The organism is Alishewanella sp. HL-SH05 (assembly GCF_052655985.1).
On the sequence record NZ_CP199753.1, the window covers coordinates 3099383 to 3116338 of the forward strand.

The 16956-nt window shown below is 46.0% G+C and carries 13 protein-coding genes and 1 pseudogene; 9 read left to right on the forward strand and 5 right to left on the reverse strand.

Translation table 11 applies throughout. The features are described 5' to 3' along the window. Positions 1 to 3 precede the first annotated feature (3 nt). The gene (locus ACUJFL_RS14175; RefSeq protein ID WP_445427827.1) at positions 4 to 912 is read right to left on the reverse strand and encodes a pseudouridine synthase; all 909 of its coding nucleotides are present in this window, start codon (positions 910 to 912) and stop codon (positions 4 to 6) included. A 126-nt stretch (positions 913 to 1038) separates the two neighbouring features. On the opposite strand from ACUJFL_RS14175, the pseudogene ACUJFL_RS14180 reads away from it, so the two are divergent. Further along, positions 1039 to 1732, forward strand: a pseudogene (locus ACUJFL_RS14180) (tRNA-uridine aminocarboxypropyltransferase). Positions 1733 to 1852: 120 nt separating this feature from the next. Here the strand turns inward: ACUJFL_RS14180 and ACUJFL_RS14185 are convergent. Next, positions 1853 to 3445: an isocitrate lyase gene (locus ACUJFL_RS14185; RefSeq protein ID WP_445427828.1), complete on the reverse strand. Its 1593-nt coding sequence runs from the start codon at positions 3443 to 3445 to the stop codon at positions 1853 to 1855. A 196-nt stretch (positions 3446 to 3641) separates the two neighbouring features. On the opposite strand from ACUJFL_RS14185, the gene ACUJFL_RS14190 reads away from it, so the two are divergent. Next, positions 3642 to 4580 (forward strand): LysR family transcriptional regulator, encoded by a 939-nt coding sequence (locus ACUJFL_RS14190; RefSeq protein WP_226751267.1) that lies wholly within the window; start codon positions 3642 to 3644, stop codon positions 4578 to 4580. 40 nt (positions 4581 to 4620) lie between these two features. On the opposite strand, the gene aceB is transcribed toward ACUJFL_RS14190, so the two are convergent. Then, positions 4621 to 6222 (reverse strand): malate synthase A, encoded by a 1602-nt coding sequence (gene aceB, locus ACUJFL_RS14195; protein WP_445427829.1) that lies wholly within the window; start codon positions 6220 to 6222, stop codon positions 4621 to 4623. Positions 6223 to 6411: 189 nt separating this feature from the next. Here aceB and ACUJFL_RS14200 point away from each other — a divergent pair, with 189 nt between their 5' ends. Both ACUJFL_RS14200 and ACUJFL_RS14205 read left to right on the forward strand, forming a co-directional pair. Then, the gene (locus tag ACUJFL_RS14200) at positions 6412 to 7074 is read left to right on the forward strand and encodes a DUF2726 domain-containing protein (RefSeq protein ID WP_445427830.1); all 663 of its coding nucleotides are present in this window, start codon (positions 6412 to 6414) and stop codon (positions 7072 to 7074) included. Positions 7075 to 7224: 150 nt separating this feature from the next. After that, positions 7225 to 7419 carry a hypothetical protein gene (locus ACUJFL_RS14205; RefSeq protein WP_226751264.1) on the forward strand — a complete coding sequence of 65 codons (195 nt, stop codon included), beginning with the start codon at positions 7225 to 7227 and terminating at the stop codon, positions 7417 to 7419. Between the two features lie 60 nt (positions 7420 to 7479). Here ACUJFL_RS14205 and ACUJFL_RS14210 read toward each other — a convergent pair whose 3' ends face one another. Both ACUJFL_RS14210 and ACUJFL_RS14215 read right to left on the reverse strand, forming a co-directional pair. Next, positions 7480 to 7830 (reverse strand): HopJ type III effector protein, encoded by a 351-nt coding sequence (locus ACUJFL_RS14210; protein ID WP_229586423.1) that lies wholly within the window; start codon positions 7828 to 7830, stop codon positions 7480 to 7482. Positions 7831 to 7966: 136 nt separating this feature from the next. Next, positions 7967 to 8506, reverse strand: a complete 540-nt coding sequence (locus tag ACUJFL_RS14215; protein WP_445427831.1) for a hypothetical protein — start codon at positions 8504 to 8506, stop codon at positions 7967 to 7969. Between the two features lie 187 nt (positions 8507 to 8693). On the opposite strand from ACUJFL_RS14215, the gene ACUJFL_RS14220 reads away from it, so the two are divergent. The 5 genes from ACUJFL_RS14220 to ACUJFL_RS14240 all read left to right on the forward strand — a co-directional run bounded on the left by ACUJFL_RS14220 (position 8694) and on the right by ACUJFL_RS14240 (position 16939). Further along, the gene (locus ACUJFL_RS14220) at positions 8694 to 9578 is read left to right on the forward strand and encodes a pirin family protein (protein ID WP_445427832.1); all 885 of its coding nucleotides are present in this window, start codon (positions 8694 to 8696) and stop codon (positions 9576 to 9578) included. A gap of 100 nt (positions 9579 to 9678) precedes the next feature. Further along, complete coding sequence (gene mtnN, locus ACUJFL_RS14225; protein ID WP_445427833.1) at positions 9679 to 10389, forward strand: 5'-methylthioadenosine/S-adenosylhomocysteine nucleosidase; 711 nt, start codon at positions 9679 to 9681, stop codon at positions 10387 to 10389. A gap of 12 nt (positions 10390 to 10401) precedes the next feature. Continuing rightward, positions 10402 to 11349, forward strand: a complete 948-nt coding sequence (locus ACUJFL_RS14230; RefSeq protein WP_445427834.1) for a cobalamin biosynthesis protein CobD/CbiB — start codon at positions 10402 to 10404, stop codon at positions 11347 to 11349. Between the two features lie 141 nt (positions 11350 to 11490). Continuing rightward, a complete protein-coding gene (locus tag ACUJFL_RS14235) occupies positions 11491 to 15984 on the forward strand; it encodes an EAL domain-containing protein (protein ID WP_445427835.1) in 4494 nt (1497 codons plus the stop codon). A 106-nt stretch (positions 15985 to 16090) separates the two neighbouring features. After that, positions 16091 to 16939 carry a DMT family transporter gene (locus ACUJFL_RS14240; protein WP_226751257.1) on the forward strand — a complete coding sequence of 283 codons (849 nt, stop codon included), beginning with the start codon at positions 16091 to 16093 and terminating at the stop codon, positions 16937 to 16939. The last annotated feature ends 17 nt before the right edge of the window (positions 16940 to 16956 follow it).

Sequence of the window (16956 nt, forward strand, 5' to 3'; positions counted from 1 at the left end):
GGCTTAATCTGCGGCTAAAGCGGGGCCAAAGGCGAGTTTTTGCTGCGAGTAAAAGCGCCGTAACTCGGCGCTGATCGGATCGATAAAACTGACTTCAGCGGCCAATAATTGCAACGGCTGGCTAAAATCGCCGTTGTTTTTAGCTTTTAACACGGGATAATAGGCATCGTGTAAAATCGGCCAGCCTAAACTTTGCATATGTAAGCGTAGTTGATGCGTTTTGCCGGTATGTGCTTGTAACTGAAACACCCCTAAACCGGCCTCAACCTTAAGCAAGCGGATCGTTGATGAGGCGTTTGGCTCGCCAGCACAAATTTTATTTAAAAACCGGGGCTGGCTTTTCTCAATCCGATTATGCAGCTGCCATTGTTGCGGCAGTGCATCATGAAACTGCGCCACCTCTGCCACCGCATAATAGGTTTTACTGATCTGCCCAGCACTAAATAACTGACTATAAAGCGCACGGCTGTCGGCTTGCAGGCTAAATAGCACCAAACCCGCCGTATCCCGATCTAAACGATGCAGAGGCACTAAATCTTGATTGCCGGTGTCTGTTTTTAAACGTTGCAACAGGCATTCATTAACAAAGCTGCCCCCTGGGGTAACCGGCAAAAAATGCGGTTTATCGGCCACTAACAGGTGCGCATCTTGATAGATAATACGATGTGCAAACGGGATCAACGGCTCGGTTTCGACTTCGCGGTAATAGCAAAGCCGCCGACTGGGTAAAAAAGCGCTGTGTTCGTTAATACACTCGCCTTGATACCAATGCACTTTACCCTGTTGAATGCGCTGTTGCCAAACCGCAGCCGAGACGCCTGGAAACTTCGCGATTAAAAATGCCAATACCGTCGGCCATCCCGCATTATTTGCCGGTAGGGTAATTTCTGAAGCTTGGGTTGCAATACTCACAAAGTCACTCGTGCCTAGGGCTTGCCGTTCACAAAAAGAGCGCGAATTTTAGCATAAAAGCCCGTACAATACGCGCCCGTTAGCAAGCACAGCACCGCAAACACACGCGCAAGAGGATGCACCATCATGGCCAACGCCATCTTAGAATTACGACAACGTGAGCTACTTAAAGCCACGCGGGTGTTTAATGCTCGGGGGAGTAAAGGTGCGCCGCTGTGAAAACTGTTTATTGCCCGCGACCGCATGTATTTGTGCGCTTCGCCCCGCGCCACAAGCTCGCGCGGCTTTCTGCTTTATTATGTACACCGGCGAATGTTACAAACCCACCAATACCGGCCGACTGATTTGTGATATTGCCGCCGATAGCCATGCCTTTGTTTGGGATCGCACCCAGCCAGATGCCGCTTTATTAGCACTACTCCACGATCCCAAATATGTGCCTATTGTGGTGTTCCCACAACAATATGCTGCGCCAGAGCGCTGTATAGCTGACGCCAACGCGCTGGCGCAAGCCACCGCTGAGCGCATTCCGCTGTTTGTGATGCTAGATGGCACTTGGCGCGAAGCCAAAAAAATGTTTCGCAGCCCGTATTTAGCAACATTACCGGTGCTGGGTATTCAACCCACTCAAGCCAGTGATTATGTGCTGCGTGAAGCCGCTCATTTACATCAACTTTGTACCGCTGAGGTCGCCATTGCCGTGTTAGAACTGGCAGCTGAACCGCTGGCAGCCAAAGCCCTGCGTGACTACTTTGTACAGTTTCGCCGTGCCTATATAAAAGGTAAGCCGCATCTGGCTGAGCCTGATAGCCGTTTCTAAAGTGAGCATTAGCGTTTTATCTGCTTGCGCTGTGATTAGCGGCATAAAAAAGGGCAGCCACTGGCCGCCCAACGTCAGATTAACCTGACCACGTTGCGAAAGTAAGACACAATTTGACGCTTAGAACTGGTTCATCGTGTTATGCGAACCACCGGCTTTTAACGCAGCATCACCAGAGAAGTACTCTTTGTGATCATCACCAATATCAGAACCTGACATGTTTTGGTGTTTCACACAGGCGATACCTTGACGGATTTCTTTACGTTGTACGCCTGCAACATAACCCAGCATACCTGCGGCACCAAAGTACTCTTTCGCCAAGTTATCTGTCGACAGCGCTGCCGTATGATAAGTAGGTAAAGTAATCAAGTGGTGGAAAATACCCGCTTCACGCGCCGCATCAGCTTGGAAAGTACGGATACGGTTGTCGGCCTCTAGGGCTAATTCCGTTGTATCATACTGCTCTGCCATTAAGCCGGCACGATCATAAGCTGAGACGTCTTTACCTGCAGTTTTCCATGCATCGAACACTTGTTGACGGAAGTTAAGCGTCCAGTTGAAAGATGGGCTGTTGTTATAAACCAACTTAGCACCAGGAACCACTTCACGGATCCGGTCAACCATTTCCTTGATTTGACCGATATGTGGTTTTTCAGTTTCAATCCATAGTAGGTCAGCACCGTTTTGCAGTGATGTGATACAGTCTAGTACCACACGATCCACACCTGAACCGGCTTTGAACTGGAATAAGCCACTGGCTAAGCGTTTTGGTTTTAACAACTTACCATTGGCTTTAACCACCACATCACCGTTGGCAATATCATCAGCGCTGCTAATGTAATCACCATCTAAGAAGCTGTTGTATTGGTCGCCCAAGTCACCTGGCTCGTTGGTCACGGCAATTTGCTTGGTTAAACCGGCACCTAATGAATCGGTACGGGCAACGATAACACCGTCATCTACCCCTAACTCTAGGAAAGCGTAACGTACGGCATTAATTTTTGATAAGAAGTCGGCATGCGGCACGGTGACTTTTCCGTCTTGGTGACCACACTGTTTCTCATCCGATACTTGGTTTTCAATTTGAATGGCACAAGCACCGGCTTCGATCATTTTTTTCGCGAGTAAGTAAGTGGCTTCTTCGTTACCAAAACCGGCATCGATATCGGCAATGATCGGTACTACGTGCGTTTCAAAGTTATCGATTTTGTTTTGTACTGCGGCAGTTTTAGCGGCATCACCGGCAGCACGTGCGGCATCTAGATCACGGAACAAGCCGCCTAACTCACGCGCATCAGCTTGTTTTAAGAAGTTGTACAATTCAGCAATTAAAGCCGGTACTGACGTTTTCTCATGCATAGATTGATCAGGTAAAGGGCCAAACTCTGAACGCAGTGCTGCAATCATCCAACCGGATAAGTATAAGTATTTACGCTTGGTGCTACCAAAGTGCTTTTTAATGGCGATCAGTTTTTGCTGACCAATAAAACCATGCCAGCAACCTAATGACTGGGTGTATTGGCTGCTATCCGCATCGTAAGCGGCCATATCTTCACGCATAATTTTTGCGGTGTATTTCGCAATATCTAAACCCGTGTGAAAACGATTTTGCAAACGCATGCGAGCTGCATACTCTGGGCTGATAGCATTCCAGCCTTTTTCTTTGCCACATAACGCTTCGACTTGTTGCACGTGTTCTGAGTAAGCTGACATAGTGTTTCCCTCTTAAACAATTTTTCGTAACTGGGTTGGTGTGCTTTCACTATAGCCAACAAAACTTTAATTCATAAAGCTGATTTTTATGATGCTCGTCATTTATTTTGTGAATGTCACTACCACAGCTTGGGTCTTGCTCTGGCCAATGTTATGATTCAGAACACGAATAATATTGCTGCTGAGTATTTTACTGATGAATATTAATAAGATGGACTTAAACCTGTTGGTTTACTTGGATGTATTGCTGCGAGAACAGAATGTGACTCGGGCGGCGAACCAATTAAACATCACTCAGCCAGCGATGAGTAATGGTTTAAAACGCTTACGTGATTTGTTAAACGATCCAGTATTAGTGCGCACCTCAGAAGGCATGGTGCCCACTGAACGCGCCCGTGAATTAGCGCCTATAGTGCGTGGTGTATTGCTCACCCTAGAAGAAACCTTACAGCCCAATAAAGATTTTGAACCGTCACAAAGCCAACGGGTTTTTCGTATTATGGCCAGTGATTATGCGGCCTCAACCTTGATCCCCGCCTTGTTGAAAAAGCTACGCGTACAAGCGCCGTTCAGCAGCTTAGATATTATGACACCGTCAGATGTTAACTTTCATGATGTGGAAAATGGTAAGGTCGATATGGCGATTAACCGCTTTGATCATTTACCGCAGTCGTTCCATCAAAAAACCGTTTGGCGAGATAGTTTTTCTTGTTTAATCAACCGTCAAAATCCTGTGTTACAGAGCTTCAATTTGGATAGCTATTTAAAATCCCAACATATTTGGGTCAGTAAAACCGGTTTTGGTGTTGGCGTAGGGATGGATCCAAAAGACGTACAGAAGCTCGGTTGGGTTGATGAAGCGCTGGCCAAATTAGGTAAGCAGCGTAATATTACCGTTTTTACCCGTAACTATCATGTTGCCATGCATTTAGCGGTCAGTATCGATTTAATTGCCACCTTGCCCAGTAGAGCCGCTAGACTATATGAGAACGACGCTAACATGGCCATCATGGATCCGCCCTTTGCCATCCCACCGATTGAACTGAAGATGATCTGGAGCCCCTTGTTACACCAGGATGCCAGCCATATCTGGTTTCGACGCTTAATTGCCGAAACCGCCGAAGAGCTCAAATAAAAAAGGGCGCTAAATCGCGCCCCAAAATGGTTACGTCAGGTTAATCAAGCAACTGATAAGCTGGCAGGGTTAGGAAATCTGTCAGTTCATCAGCTGTGGTAATGTCTAGCAATAAGGCTTGCGCCCGAGCAAAATTCTGGCTTTGCCACACTTCTGCCCCAACTTCTGCTAACACCACCTTTGCCTCCTCCTCTAAAAAAGAAGCAAATAGGGCTTTGGTAACAAGTTTACCGTTACTTAACTCTTTACCATGTTTAATCCATTGCCAAATGGAAGTGCGAGAGATTTCCGCTGTGGCGGCATCTTCCATTAAGCCATAAATGGGCACACAACCTTTGCCGCTGATCCACGCCGCTAAGTATTGCAAGGCAACGCGGATGTTAGTACGCATGCCCTCTTCCGTACGATCACCATCACAGGGCGCGAGTAATTCGGCAGCGGTGATCGGTGCATCGTCAGCACGTGATACGGCTAACTGGTTAGTGTTATCACCTAAGTACTTGGCAAACACACCGTTGGCCGTTGCGGCTAAACCAGGGTGTGCCACCCAAGTACCATCATGGCCATTACTCGCTTCCAATTCTTTATCCGCGGTCACGCGCTCTAAAATCGCGGCATTCACCGCCGGATCTTTTGCCGGAATAAAGGCCGCCATGCCGCCCATGGCTAAAGCGCCACGTTTATGACAAGTTTTAATGAGTAAGCGAGAGTAAGCACTTAAAAACGGCTTATGCATAGAAACGACCTGCCGATCGGGTAACACGCGATCCGGATGGTTGTTTAATGTTTTGATATAACTGAAGATATAATCCCAACGACCACAGTTTAATGCCACGATATGGTCTTTCATCATATAAAGGATTTCGTCCATTTCAAAAGCCGCTGGCAGCGTTTCGATCAACACGGTCGCGCGGATCGTCCCAATAGGCACAGCAAAACGTTGCTCGGTGTAACGGAAGATATCATCCCACCATTTCGCTTCTAAATGGCTTTGTAATTTGGGTACGTAGTAATACACCCCGGTGCCATTTTTCAGGCGGGTGCGATAGTTATGATAAAAATACAAAGCAAAATCGACCAAGCCACCGGGGATCGGTTCACCTGCCAATTCAATGTGCTTTTCCCATAAATGCAAGCCACGCACACGGGCAATTAATAAAGCGGGATGCTCTTTTAGCGCATAATGTTTGCCGCTTTGTGGATCGGTATAACTGATCGTGCCAAGGTTAGCATCGCGCAAATTGATTTGCCCTTCCAACATGCCATCCCAACTGGGTGTTTGCGAGTCTTCAAAATCCGCCATAAACACTTTAACATCCGCATTTAACGCGTTTATGATCATTTTGCGTTCTACCGGCCCAGTAATTTCAACACGACGATCTTGCAAATCAGCGGGTAAAGCGGCCACTTGCCAATCGCCATGGCGGATCGCTGCCGTTTCTGCTAAAAAGTCAGGTAAAGCACCGGCATCATATTTGGCTTGCCGTTGTTGCCGTGCGCTTAACAGCGCTTTTAACGGCGGGCGGAATAATTGAGAAAGCTCTGCGACAAATTCGCAAGCCGCTGGCGTTAAAATTTCTTGATAGGCTTCAGGCATTGCGCCTTTAATAGTCAGCGCGCCACAAGTTGTTACTGCTGCCATGATCGTGTCCTTGTACTATTTCAGATGCAGTAACTATAAGCCTAAATTACATATAAATACCATTAATGAAGATGATGGCTGGCATCAATTCAAAAAATAACCTTGTTAGCACCGCATTAAAAATGTTGGCACAGCTTATGCTTATTTGAACTCATCGTTCTTGCTGTCAATTCTTTGTCGGAGGTAAGCATGGAGTTTATCATGCTGTTATTAGTGCTACTGGTCGTGGTTATTGCTTTGGTTGCCAGTCGTTTTATTGACAATAGTAACCCGTTCCAAGTGCAGCGGAAGGCTGCGTTGTTTAGTCCGGTTGAACGTTCTTTTTTGGGTTTATTAGATAAAGCAGTACAAAATGACTATCGTATTATGAACAGAGTGCGCTTAGCCGATGTCTTAGATATCAAGGCCAGTGTCTCTGACAAAAACCGGCGCAGCACCCAGTTAAAGCTTAATGCCAAATATCTCGATTATGTGTTGTGCGAACCTGAAACGATGAAAGTGGTGGCGGTACTTGACTTAGTTAATCCACAAAATAAAGAAGGGCACAAAGCCTTACCAGATTGGTTTGTAAGTGGTGCGCTTGATGCAGCTGGCGTGCCTTATTTACGTATTGCTATTAAGGCGGGTTACACCGTAACCGAATTACAAGCGGCACTCGCGGTTAAACTGGGTAAACCGGCACCGAAAGTGGAACCCTTATTAAAAGGTTTAGTGAAAAAAGGCCCTACCCGGCCAATCCGCACTGTTAAGCCGGCTTTGGTGAATACCGCCCTATCAGGCCGTTTAATGTCACCGGCTTTATCAAAGTCACAAATTAAAGCGCAATCTACCGCGCTAGTCCAAGTTTCTTAACGCTTTGGAGAAATGAGTCACTCCGCGCTAAGACCGAATGCCGCCTGCTGCAACAGGCGGCATTCACCTTTTTTAATAAGGCAAAAAAATGCCTAAAGTTTGCCAACCGCTTGCCGATAACCAGATGACCTGTTGCTAATAGGAGGTTCTATGAGTCAATCCGTTGGCGCACTTGCGTCTGCTCAAGCTTTTGAAGTGCTGGGCGCTGTGATGGCAAAGAAACAACAAGAACAGCAAGGGCAAATGGCCACAAGCTTAGTACAAAATGCTATGCAAAGTATTGAGCCTACTGCCGCTGCACAATCTGTTGGAAATCTTGGCCAGAACATTAATGTGACGGTATAACGCAGCTCAGGAAGAGCGGTTAAGTAATAAGGCCAGCAGTTGCTGGCCTTATTTTTGGAGTTAAACAGCGGTGCTTTTTAGCTGTAAGGCGTTACCTGAAAAACGAATGCCATTCCAACCGGTGATCAAAAAATTGCGAATATTTTGATGATCGGTACCACTAGGAGTGGCCATTACCTGGCGATAATGCTCACCAAATAACTGTAAAGTTTGCGGTTCCGATAACTGGTGTAACAGACCAAATGCAAAGATTTTGCAGGAACCGTTGTTCTGATCGGCGGCATTAGTCACTTCGCCGTTTTCAAAAGCCACGGCCGTAAAATCATAGTGTTTATCAATAACGGCCATAGTTTGCGCAAAACTAATGCTGTCAGGCTCGGTACTTAACTGGATAAAAAAATCGTCTAACATAGTATCACTTCCGCTGTCGCGCTAGCCAAGTGCTCAATATTAAGAGTTGGCTGACGCAACTGCAATGCTTTGCGCCAGCCACGGGTAAATATATTCTGTGCAAGCTGCGGGCAACAACGGCTAACTGTTGGCTGATTTAAAACTGATAGGTCATACCAAAACGAAAAACGTTTTTCGTGTCACCGCTATTTAACGACAACGTACTTCTTATGGCCCAGTCTGGGCTGAAGTAATAAGCAATACCCGCTGTAGCACTGCCATAGTTATCGCCAAAGGTGTGATAACTGGCTTCTGTTAATAACTCAACTTGTGGCGTTAAAGGATGGCGAGCGCCTACACCGAAAAAAGCACCGGTATCATCACGATCACCGCTGACGCCATCAATACCCGCTTGCAAGTAAGTTTGGCTGTTCGGTGTAAAGTCGAGTTTAAACCCACTGAGATAAGTCACGCCAAAACGAAAGGCATTGAAGTCTTGTGATGCCACCGTTTGTGGGCTGAACTCGCCCTGTAATACCCAGGATGGCGCTACGCGTAATGACCCTTCGATATAAGGTCCGTCTCCTGCCGCATCGGTATAACCTAAACCAAGATAATCCCAACGAATATCTGAGTTCGCTTGTACGGTGGCCGCAGCACTACTGAATAACATTATACAAATTAGTTGTTTTTTCATGACAATCTCCAATCATCTTATCGGCATGACCGATACAGCAAGGTTACTGACTGGCACTTTAGCGCTCACGGCTTAATGCTAACTGAACTGCCATCGTTCTACTTTATTGAAGATTAGTCGGCACTTTTTGCAATTTTCATTCGATTGCTTATCCGGTTTAATCATCTTAACTATTTAAGGAGACATTATGCGTAAATTAAAAACGCTTATACCTGCCGTGACAGTATCAGACGGTGCTGGGGTAAAAATAAAACGCAGCTTAGGACAATCTGCTGATTTTAGGTTGGATCCTTTTTTAATGCTCGACTGTTTTGGCTCGGAACAAGCGGATGATTATATTGCCGGTTTCCCCGCACACCCTCACCGCGGTTTTGAAACGGTGACTTATATGCTTGATGGCCATATGTTGCATAAAGATCACTTGGGTAATCAAGGTCACCTAAAAAGCGGCGGTGTACAATGGATGAGTGCCGGAAGAGGCATTATTCACTCGGAAATGCCGCAGCAAGAATCTGGATTGATGCGCGGCTTTCAACTGTGGATTAATTTGCCCGCCAAAGAAAAAATGAAAGAAGCCGCTTACGTTGATATCAACCCTACGCAAATACCGGTAGTACAAGCCGCTAACGGTATTCGCGTTAAAGTGATTGCCGGCAACTTTTGTTATCAAGACCAACAGGTGCAAGGTCCGATCCAAGGATTAAGTACGGAACCCGTCTATTTTGATATTCATTTATCGCCTGGTGCTCAGCTACAGTTACCGCTGCCTGATGGTCATAACGCCTTACTGTATCCTTATGAAGGAACTTTAGAGCTGCACAGCGCTGAGCAACAGGTTACCTTACCTGAGCATCAAGCGGCAGTATTATCAACACAAGGTGCGGTATCGCTCAGCGCAAAAACCTCGGTACGCTTTCTTGTGCTCGCCGCCCGGCCCATTGCTGAACCTATTGTGCAATATGGTCCTTTTGTAATGAACACCATGGCTGAGATCCAACAGGCGGTTAGCGATTATCAACATGGTCGCCTGACCTCTGGTCAGGCCATGCAGCCGATCCCGTTGCAGCAATAACCGGTTGTTTTAGCGTAATCCCCACGTTTGGCAGGAAAGGCAATGCTTTTCACTGCCACCCCGTTTATACTAGCGTTTTTTTACTTGCCTAGGCGGGACCATGCAATTAATCGGCATTATTGGCGCAATGGAACCTGAAATTGCGCTGTTACAGCAACAAATTGAATTAAATCGTACAGAAAAGTTAGGCGGCTATACTTTTTACATCGGTACTTTAGCCGGTAAAAATGTCGTTTTAATGCAATCAGGTATTGGTAAAGTTGCCGCAGCCGTGGCCACAACCTTAATGATTTGCCAATTTAAACCTGACTGCATCATCAATACGGGGTCGGCTGGCGGTTTTGATCCTGAATTAAGCGTCGGCGATGTCGTGATCAGTACCGAAGTACGGCATCATGATGTTGATGTAACCGCTTTTGGATATGAAATGGGCCAAGTTCCACAAATGCCAGCCGCCTACAAAGCGCACCCCGCGTTAATGGCGGCCGCTGAACAAAGCATTGCTGCGTTAGGCTTTTGTAAAACCAAAAAAGGCTTAATTGCCACCGGTGATAGCTTTATGTGTGATCCTGAACGGATTGCCCAAACACGACAACATTTTCCCAGCATGCTAGCAGTTGAAATGGAAGGCGCGGCCATTGCACAAAGCTGTCATATGCTGAATACCCCTTTTGTGGTGATCCGCAGCCTTAGTGATATTGCCGGTAAAGAATCACCCGATTCTTTCGAAGCCTACTTAGAAGTTGCAGCCAAAAACAGTTCAGCCATGGTGATGGAAATGTTGGGCGCTATCGCTGACTTAAACCTGTAACCTGCGTTGCTGATGGCAAACGAATTTGCTCTATCGCTGATCATACTGGTCGCGGCCCTGCTGGTTGCTCGGCTGCTACCTATTCCACTGATTTATCATCCACTCAGCTTTTATGCCGCATTTTGCCGAGCCTTAGCGCGCAAGGTTCATCCTGATCCAACACGTGCCAGCAGTCAGCAACGTCTCTCCGGTGGCTTGGCTTTATTTGTCGCCGTTAGCATCCCTTTAACCTTACTGGTTGGCTTATATTTATTGGCCAGTTGGCCGCCATTGATTGATGTGATCGTGTTACTTTGTTGTTTAAACTGGCAACCTTATGCGCGGCAAACCGAAAAAATCATCATCAGCTTGGAAAAGTCTTTATTTAGCTTAGCGAAAACTCAAGCGCGCTTATTGCTGCTCAGAGATACCGCACAGTTAAGCCAAATGGGCTTAGTCAAAGCATTACTCGAAAGCCTTTGCCTTAGGTTTAGCCAGCAAATCATCGGTATCATGTTTTGGTATCTGATCGCCGGTGCCGCGGGGGTGCTGTGTTATCGATTGAGTCAAATAGCCAGCCAGCAATGGTCCGTTAAGTTAGAGCAGTACCAACATTTTGGCCAAGCCGCAGCGCAAGTGCAACAAGGGTTGAACCTGTTACCTTATTGGCTGAGTACTGCGCTGTATTGGCTACAGCGTCATTCTCGCCGAGCGCCAACACTGTTAGCGTCTAAAGGTGCAACGATGCCCAAAGCGAAATTAGGGTTATTAATTCGGCTAAGCCAAACCTTGCAGGTGAGTTTAGCTGGGCCACTCTATTACCGCAAACAACGGGTCGAACGCCCGCGTTTGCAACAAGCTTATGAACCGGATATCGCCGATTTACGCCGTATTTTGCGTTTACAACAGCATCAGTTTAATTTGTTATTACTCTGTTTTGCCGCAATCGCCGGTTTAATCTTGTTCTTTAACTTAGGGTAAGCCTGCTACACTCTTTCAAGATGACTTACCGCACCGAATAACAAAACTGGACAAACAACGCTAGCAAGGTATATGTTGCATCAACTTAAGCAATCAGTGTTTTTTTGCAAAAAAATTAACAAGGGTAAGGGAAATCGTGTTGTGAAATGGCTCCTAACTGTGTTTTTACTGTTGTTTACCAGTCTGGCACTCAATGCACACACTCAGTTTTTGTCATTAACGCCAAAGCAAGGCTTATCTCAGGGCACAGTGCGTAAACTGCATTTAGATAAAGACGGTTTTCTTTGGCTCGCCACCGCCGGAGGTATTAACCGCTTTGACGGCAATAGCGTTCACGAATTACACGCCAAACAATATCGCCTTTCTGAAATTGCCTTTAGTGAATTGTTAGAAGACAGCCAAGGGCGACTTTGGGCCAGTGCAAATCATACGGGTTTATATCTGTTAGACCCTGCAGCCGGTCAATTCGAATTATTTTTCACTCCACCGCGTGAGCTAACACACTCCGCAAAATCGACGATCATGACCTTGATCGAACGCGATGCCGACAGGCTATTATTGGTCGTCAATGATGCGGTCTATCAATTACAGCTCAGTGACAAATCTTGGCAGAAAATATTTGATTTAACGCAGATAGGCCAAGACCAAGGTTGGATCCGTCATATCGCGTTACAGCAACAGCAGTTATTTATTGGTGCTTTTAACGGCTTGATCTTGTTTGATTTGCAAAGCAACGAGCATCACTCTATTCCCTATTTGCCCGCGAACCAAGCGAGTATCAATGCTGACCAATCTCATGTCAAAAGCCTGTTAATTAGTGATGAGCAGCTTTATGTGGGCACGGTTTCTGGTTTATTTCAACTGCCACTTACCGCCATTTCCGCCTATATTGAGCAAGGTACGCCCATTGAGGCAACGCCGATGCTTGCTGAACATAATATTTGGAAGTTAAAAAACCACAACAAGCAGGTTTGGATCGGAACCGATCAGGGGCTTTACCAATTAGCGCCCTCTGCCAAGCAACCCGAATTGACTTTACGTTTTTCTGACAGTGATCTGCTGATAGCCGATCACTCAGTAATAGATTTTGCTCACGATAAACAAAACGGTATCTGGTTGGCGAGTCGTGAAGATGGCGCTTATTATTGGCATCCGAAAACCCAAGCATTTCGTTATCTAGCGTCAAGCAAAGGGAGTGGCTTTAGTAACGATCGTATCACGCAACTATGGCAACAAGATCAGTATCTGTGGCTTAGCAGCTTTAATGGTCTTAATCGCTACAATTTAGATACCGAAGAAAGCCAAAGCTTTTTAAAAACTAACGGCCCGCACACCCGAACGCCTGAAAGTCACATTCACCATTTCTTGCCTGGCAGCCAAGGTGAGCTATGGTTACAAGTCAGCGGGGGGATCCGACGTTTTGATACTCAAACACTCAGTGTGAGTGTGCCTAGCGTGGCTGATAGCAGCCAGCAAAAGCTTCTCGCTTCAGGTGCACAATTAGAACTTTATCATGCTGCCGATAATAGCCTGATCATTAGCCAACAAAAAAACCTTTATCGTTACCACATTGATACTGGGCTCATTACGCCTCTAGAGCAGCTTAACCAACAGCTGCCGATGGCATATTGGGGGCGTATTCTCGGCCAATTACCGGATCAAAGTTGGCTACTTAGCCTGGCAGGTCAACTTTGGCATTATCAGCCTGATACCGAAAAACTGCGCTTAATTTATCAACACAGTGATTATCAACCACAGCTAAATCGTTATGCCACTTCAATGCAAATTGATCATAACGGCACCTTGTGGGTGGGTATGCGAGGCATTGGTTTACTTAGTTTCAATTTAGAGAATTTGACACTGCAGCAATTGTTTTCGGTTGATAACAAGCTGATGAGTAATGAGGTTTTTTCGTTACAACTGGATGAAGCGGGTGATCTTTGGTTTGCCTCACGACAAGGTTTGTTTCGACTGGAGCATGACAACTTTCAACTGGAATTTTTTAACCAAGCCGATGGCCTTGCCTTTAATGAGTTTTACGATGGTGCTAACACCAAATTAGCGGATGGTCGTTTGGTTTATGGGGGAATGCGCGGTGCTATTATCGTCGAGCCTAAGCTATTAACTGCCAATAATGCTCCGTTAAAAGTAACCATTACAGAATTTAGCGTGTTATCGGGTAAGCCTCAAACCATTCAAGGCTCGTTAAATAATCGTCAATTTCAGTTATCACATAATGATACTGGTTTAAAAATTCATTTTAGCGCCATGTCTTTTCATAATAACCATAAAATTGCTTATCGTTATTGGCTCAGAGGCGAACAAAATAATATCTATCCAGTACAATTTACCAATCAGGTACTATTTCCCCAGTTACCCCCTGGTCATTATCAATTTTATGTCAGTGCTATTGCCCCATTAACCGGAGAGCAGAGTGCACCGGCAAGCCTTAGTTTTATTATCGCCCCCCCGCTCTGGCGCTCGACTCCTGCCTATTTTCTGTATGCTCTGTTGTTTGGCAGTATTTTTTTATTGTATTGGCGAAAACGCCGGCAGCAGCAAAACTTATTACGCCAAGCCAATCAGCAGATCCAACTGAGTGAGCAACGTTTAACACAAGCTTTAGCCTCAGTAAATGCTGGCGTATTTGAGTGGCTGGCTAAGCATAATCACTTAATCTCGACTCGTTACGCGTTGGTCTTAGGCTATGAAAATCCACAGCAAAGCATGCACTTAGAGCAACATTGTCAATTGATTCATCAAGATGATCGACAAGAATTTTTACAACAATGGCGAAAACTGCAACACGATCCTAGTTTTATGCTAGATGTCACTTACCGTATCCGGCATCAAGATAGCCGTTGGTTATGGTTCCGCGATCAAGCGCGGGTTACCGCAGTAGACGATGACAACAAACCGAAAAAAATCTTAGGCACCTTTAGTAACATTACAGAAACTAAAGCCAATAAAGAAAAAGCGCGACTCTTTGGCGAAGCCTTCCAACAAACGCGGGATTGGGTGGTGATCCTCGATACACAGCAACGTATCATTGCTGCTAACCATTCTTTTGCGCAGGCTTTTGGCAGTGTCGATACTTATGTCGACACACCACGAGTGCATCATTTGGGTATCAGCCTAGTACGGCGACGCTTTTACACTCGTTTATTACGTAACATGCAAAAAGGCGAGCATTGGCAAGGCGAAGAGCGCGTGATCACGCCCGATGGCAAAGAACGGCCAACCTTAATCAATATCAGTGCGGTGGGTGAGCAAGGCTTGTCTTTCTTTGTGTTGGTGTTTACCGATATCACCGCACAGAAAGCGGCCGAAGCTGAACTACGCTATCTGGCTAACTATGATGCGTTAACCGGCCTACCTAATCGTGCATTGTTGATGGATCGCATTATGCACGGTATTGATAAAACTCGCCGTGAACAGCGCTCTTTAGCCTTATTTTTTATAGATTTAGATCGCTTTAAGCATATTAACGATTCTCTTGGTCACGATATTGGCGACCTAATGCTAAAAGAAGTGGCTCGACGCTTAAAATTAACGCTGCGCGATACCGATACGGTTGCACGCTTGGGCGGTGATGAATTTGTCGTGTTACTTGAAGGCTATAAATCTGCAGATAACCTCAGCCATGTTGCACGTAAAATGCTGGCGGTGATTAGCGAACCCATGCAACTGGGTTCAGAAAATATTGGTGTGTCGCCCAGCATTGGCATAGCGGTATTCCCTGACGACGCTTTAAATGGCACGGAATTAATGAAACACGCCGATGTGGCGATGTATCATGCCAAAGAAGCCGGTCGCAATAATTTTCAGTTTTTTATGAAAGCGATGAACGAAAAAGCCCACATGCAACTGGCTCGCGAATCACGCTTACGTAAGGCGGTTCAAAAACAAGAGTTTATTAACTACTATCAACCCATCATCGATGCTAATACCAATCGCCTGGTCGGCGCTGAGGTGCTGTTGCGTTGGCAAAGCCCAGACGGCATGATTTCACCGGCAGACTTTATTCCACTTGCAGAAGATTTACGCTTAATCGTTAATATGACACAGCAACTCATCGAGCGGGCTTTGCAAGATATGGTTAGCTGGCGAGCTGATAAGCATGAGGTTTACTTATCGATTAATTTATCAACGCAGCATTTAGAACAACCGAAACTTGCGGAAACTGTGATCGAATTATTAAACAAGTACCAGTTACCCGTACAGTGCTTGCGCTTTGAAATTACCGAAAGCGCGCTGATGCGCGATCAACAAAGTGCCATCCTGACCATGCAATCGTTAAGCGATGCCGGCATTAAATTGGCCTTGGATGACTTTGGTACCGGTTATTCCTCGTTAAAATATTTAAAAGAATTGCCTCTGGATGCGATTAAAATCGATCGCAGCTTTGTGCAAGACATTGGTGTGGATTATAACGATGAAGCCATTATCGATGCCATGCTGAGCATGTCTTACAGCCTTGGGTTGTATTGTGTTGCCGAAGGGGTTGAAACCGAGCAACAATTATCATTTTTTAGGCAACGTAATTGCTCGTTAATACAGGGCTTTTTATTCAGCAAACCGCTACCTAATGCTGCGTTTATCGCCTTACTTAACTCGGGTCGGTTTGCCGGTTAGTCGCTGTCGAATATAAACTGTTTTTTTCGTGATTCGCAAAGCGCGAGCAGATTTTCAAGTCGTCACCGCGTTATACTAAGCACCTTGATGTTTTATGGAACACACCATGGCTCCTCACCTGCTAAAAGGTGCTCTACTTTTGCTGTTAGCTGAAGCCTGCTTTGCTGGCATAGGTGCGGTAGTAAAATTTACCAGTGAAACCGCCAGCGAAGCGCAAGTGGTGTTTTTCCGCAACTTTTTTGCCTTACTGCTGATGCTGCCTTTTTTATACAAACATGGCTTTAAAATGCTGAAAACGCAGCGTTGGTATCTGCATGCAAGCCGGGCGCTAACCGGCATTACGGGTATGTATTGCTTTTTTTATGTGCTCGCGCGCCTGCCACTGGCACAAGGTATGTTGGTATTATTACTCTCGCCGTTTGTCGTGCCGATCATTGCCCGTTTTTGGTTAAAGGAACGCCCATCGCGTTTGACCTTATTTGCTATTTTATTGGGCTTTGTCGGCGTAGTGTTAGCTTTACCGACACCCGATGCGGCGTTAAATGCGGTGTTGCTCGTTGCACTTGGCTCGGCTGTATTAGTAGCCATTACCAAAACCACCATTCGTTATATGTCGGATACCGAACCGGCTGTACGTATCGTCTTTTATTTTTCACTGCTTACCGCCATCTTATCGGCCATCCCGCTCCCTTTCTATTGGCAGCCACTAAACCAAGACGTTTGGCTTGCTTTTATTACTATGGGCATCTTAGCCGCCATTGGTCAACTGGCGATGACCCGTGCCTATGCCATTGCCCCAGCAAGTGATATTGGCATGTGGACCTACAGCAGCGTAGTGTTTGCCGGTGCTTTTGGTTATTTGATTTGGCAAGAGCCCGTCACCATGAGTTGGGCAGCGGGCGTGCTGGTAATTTTTTATGCGGGTTACATCACTACCCGACAGCGATTAATTTGATTAAAAGACTTTTGCAG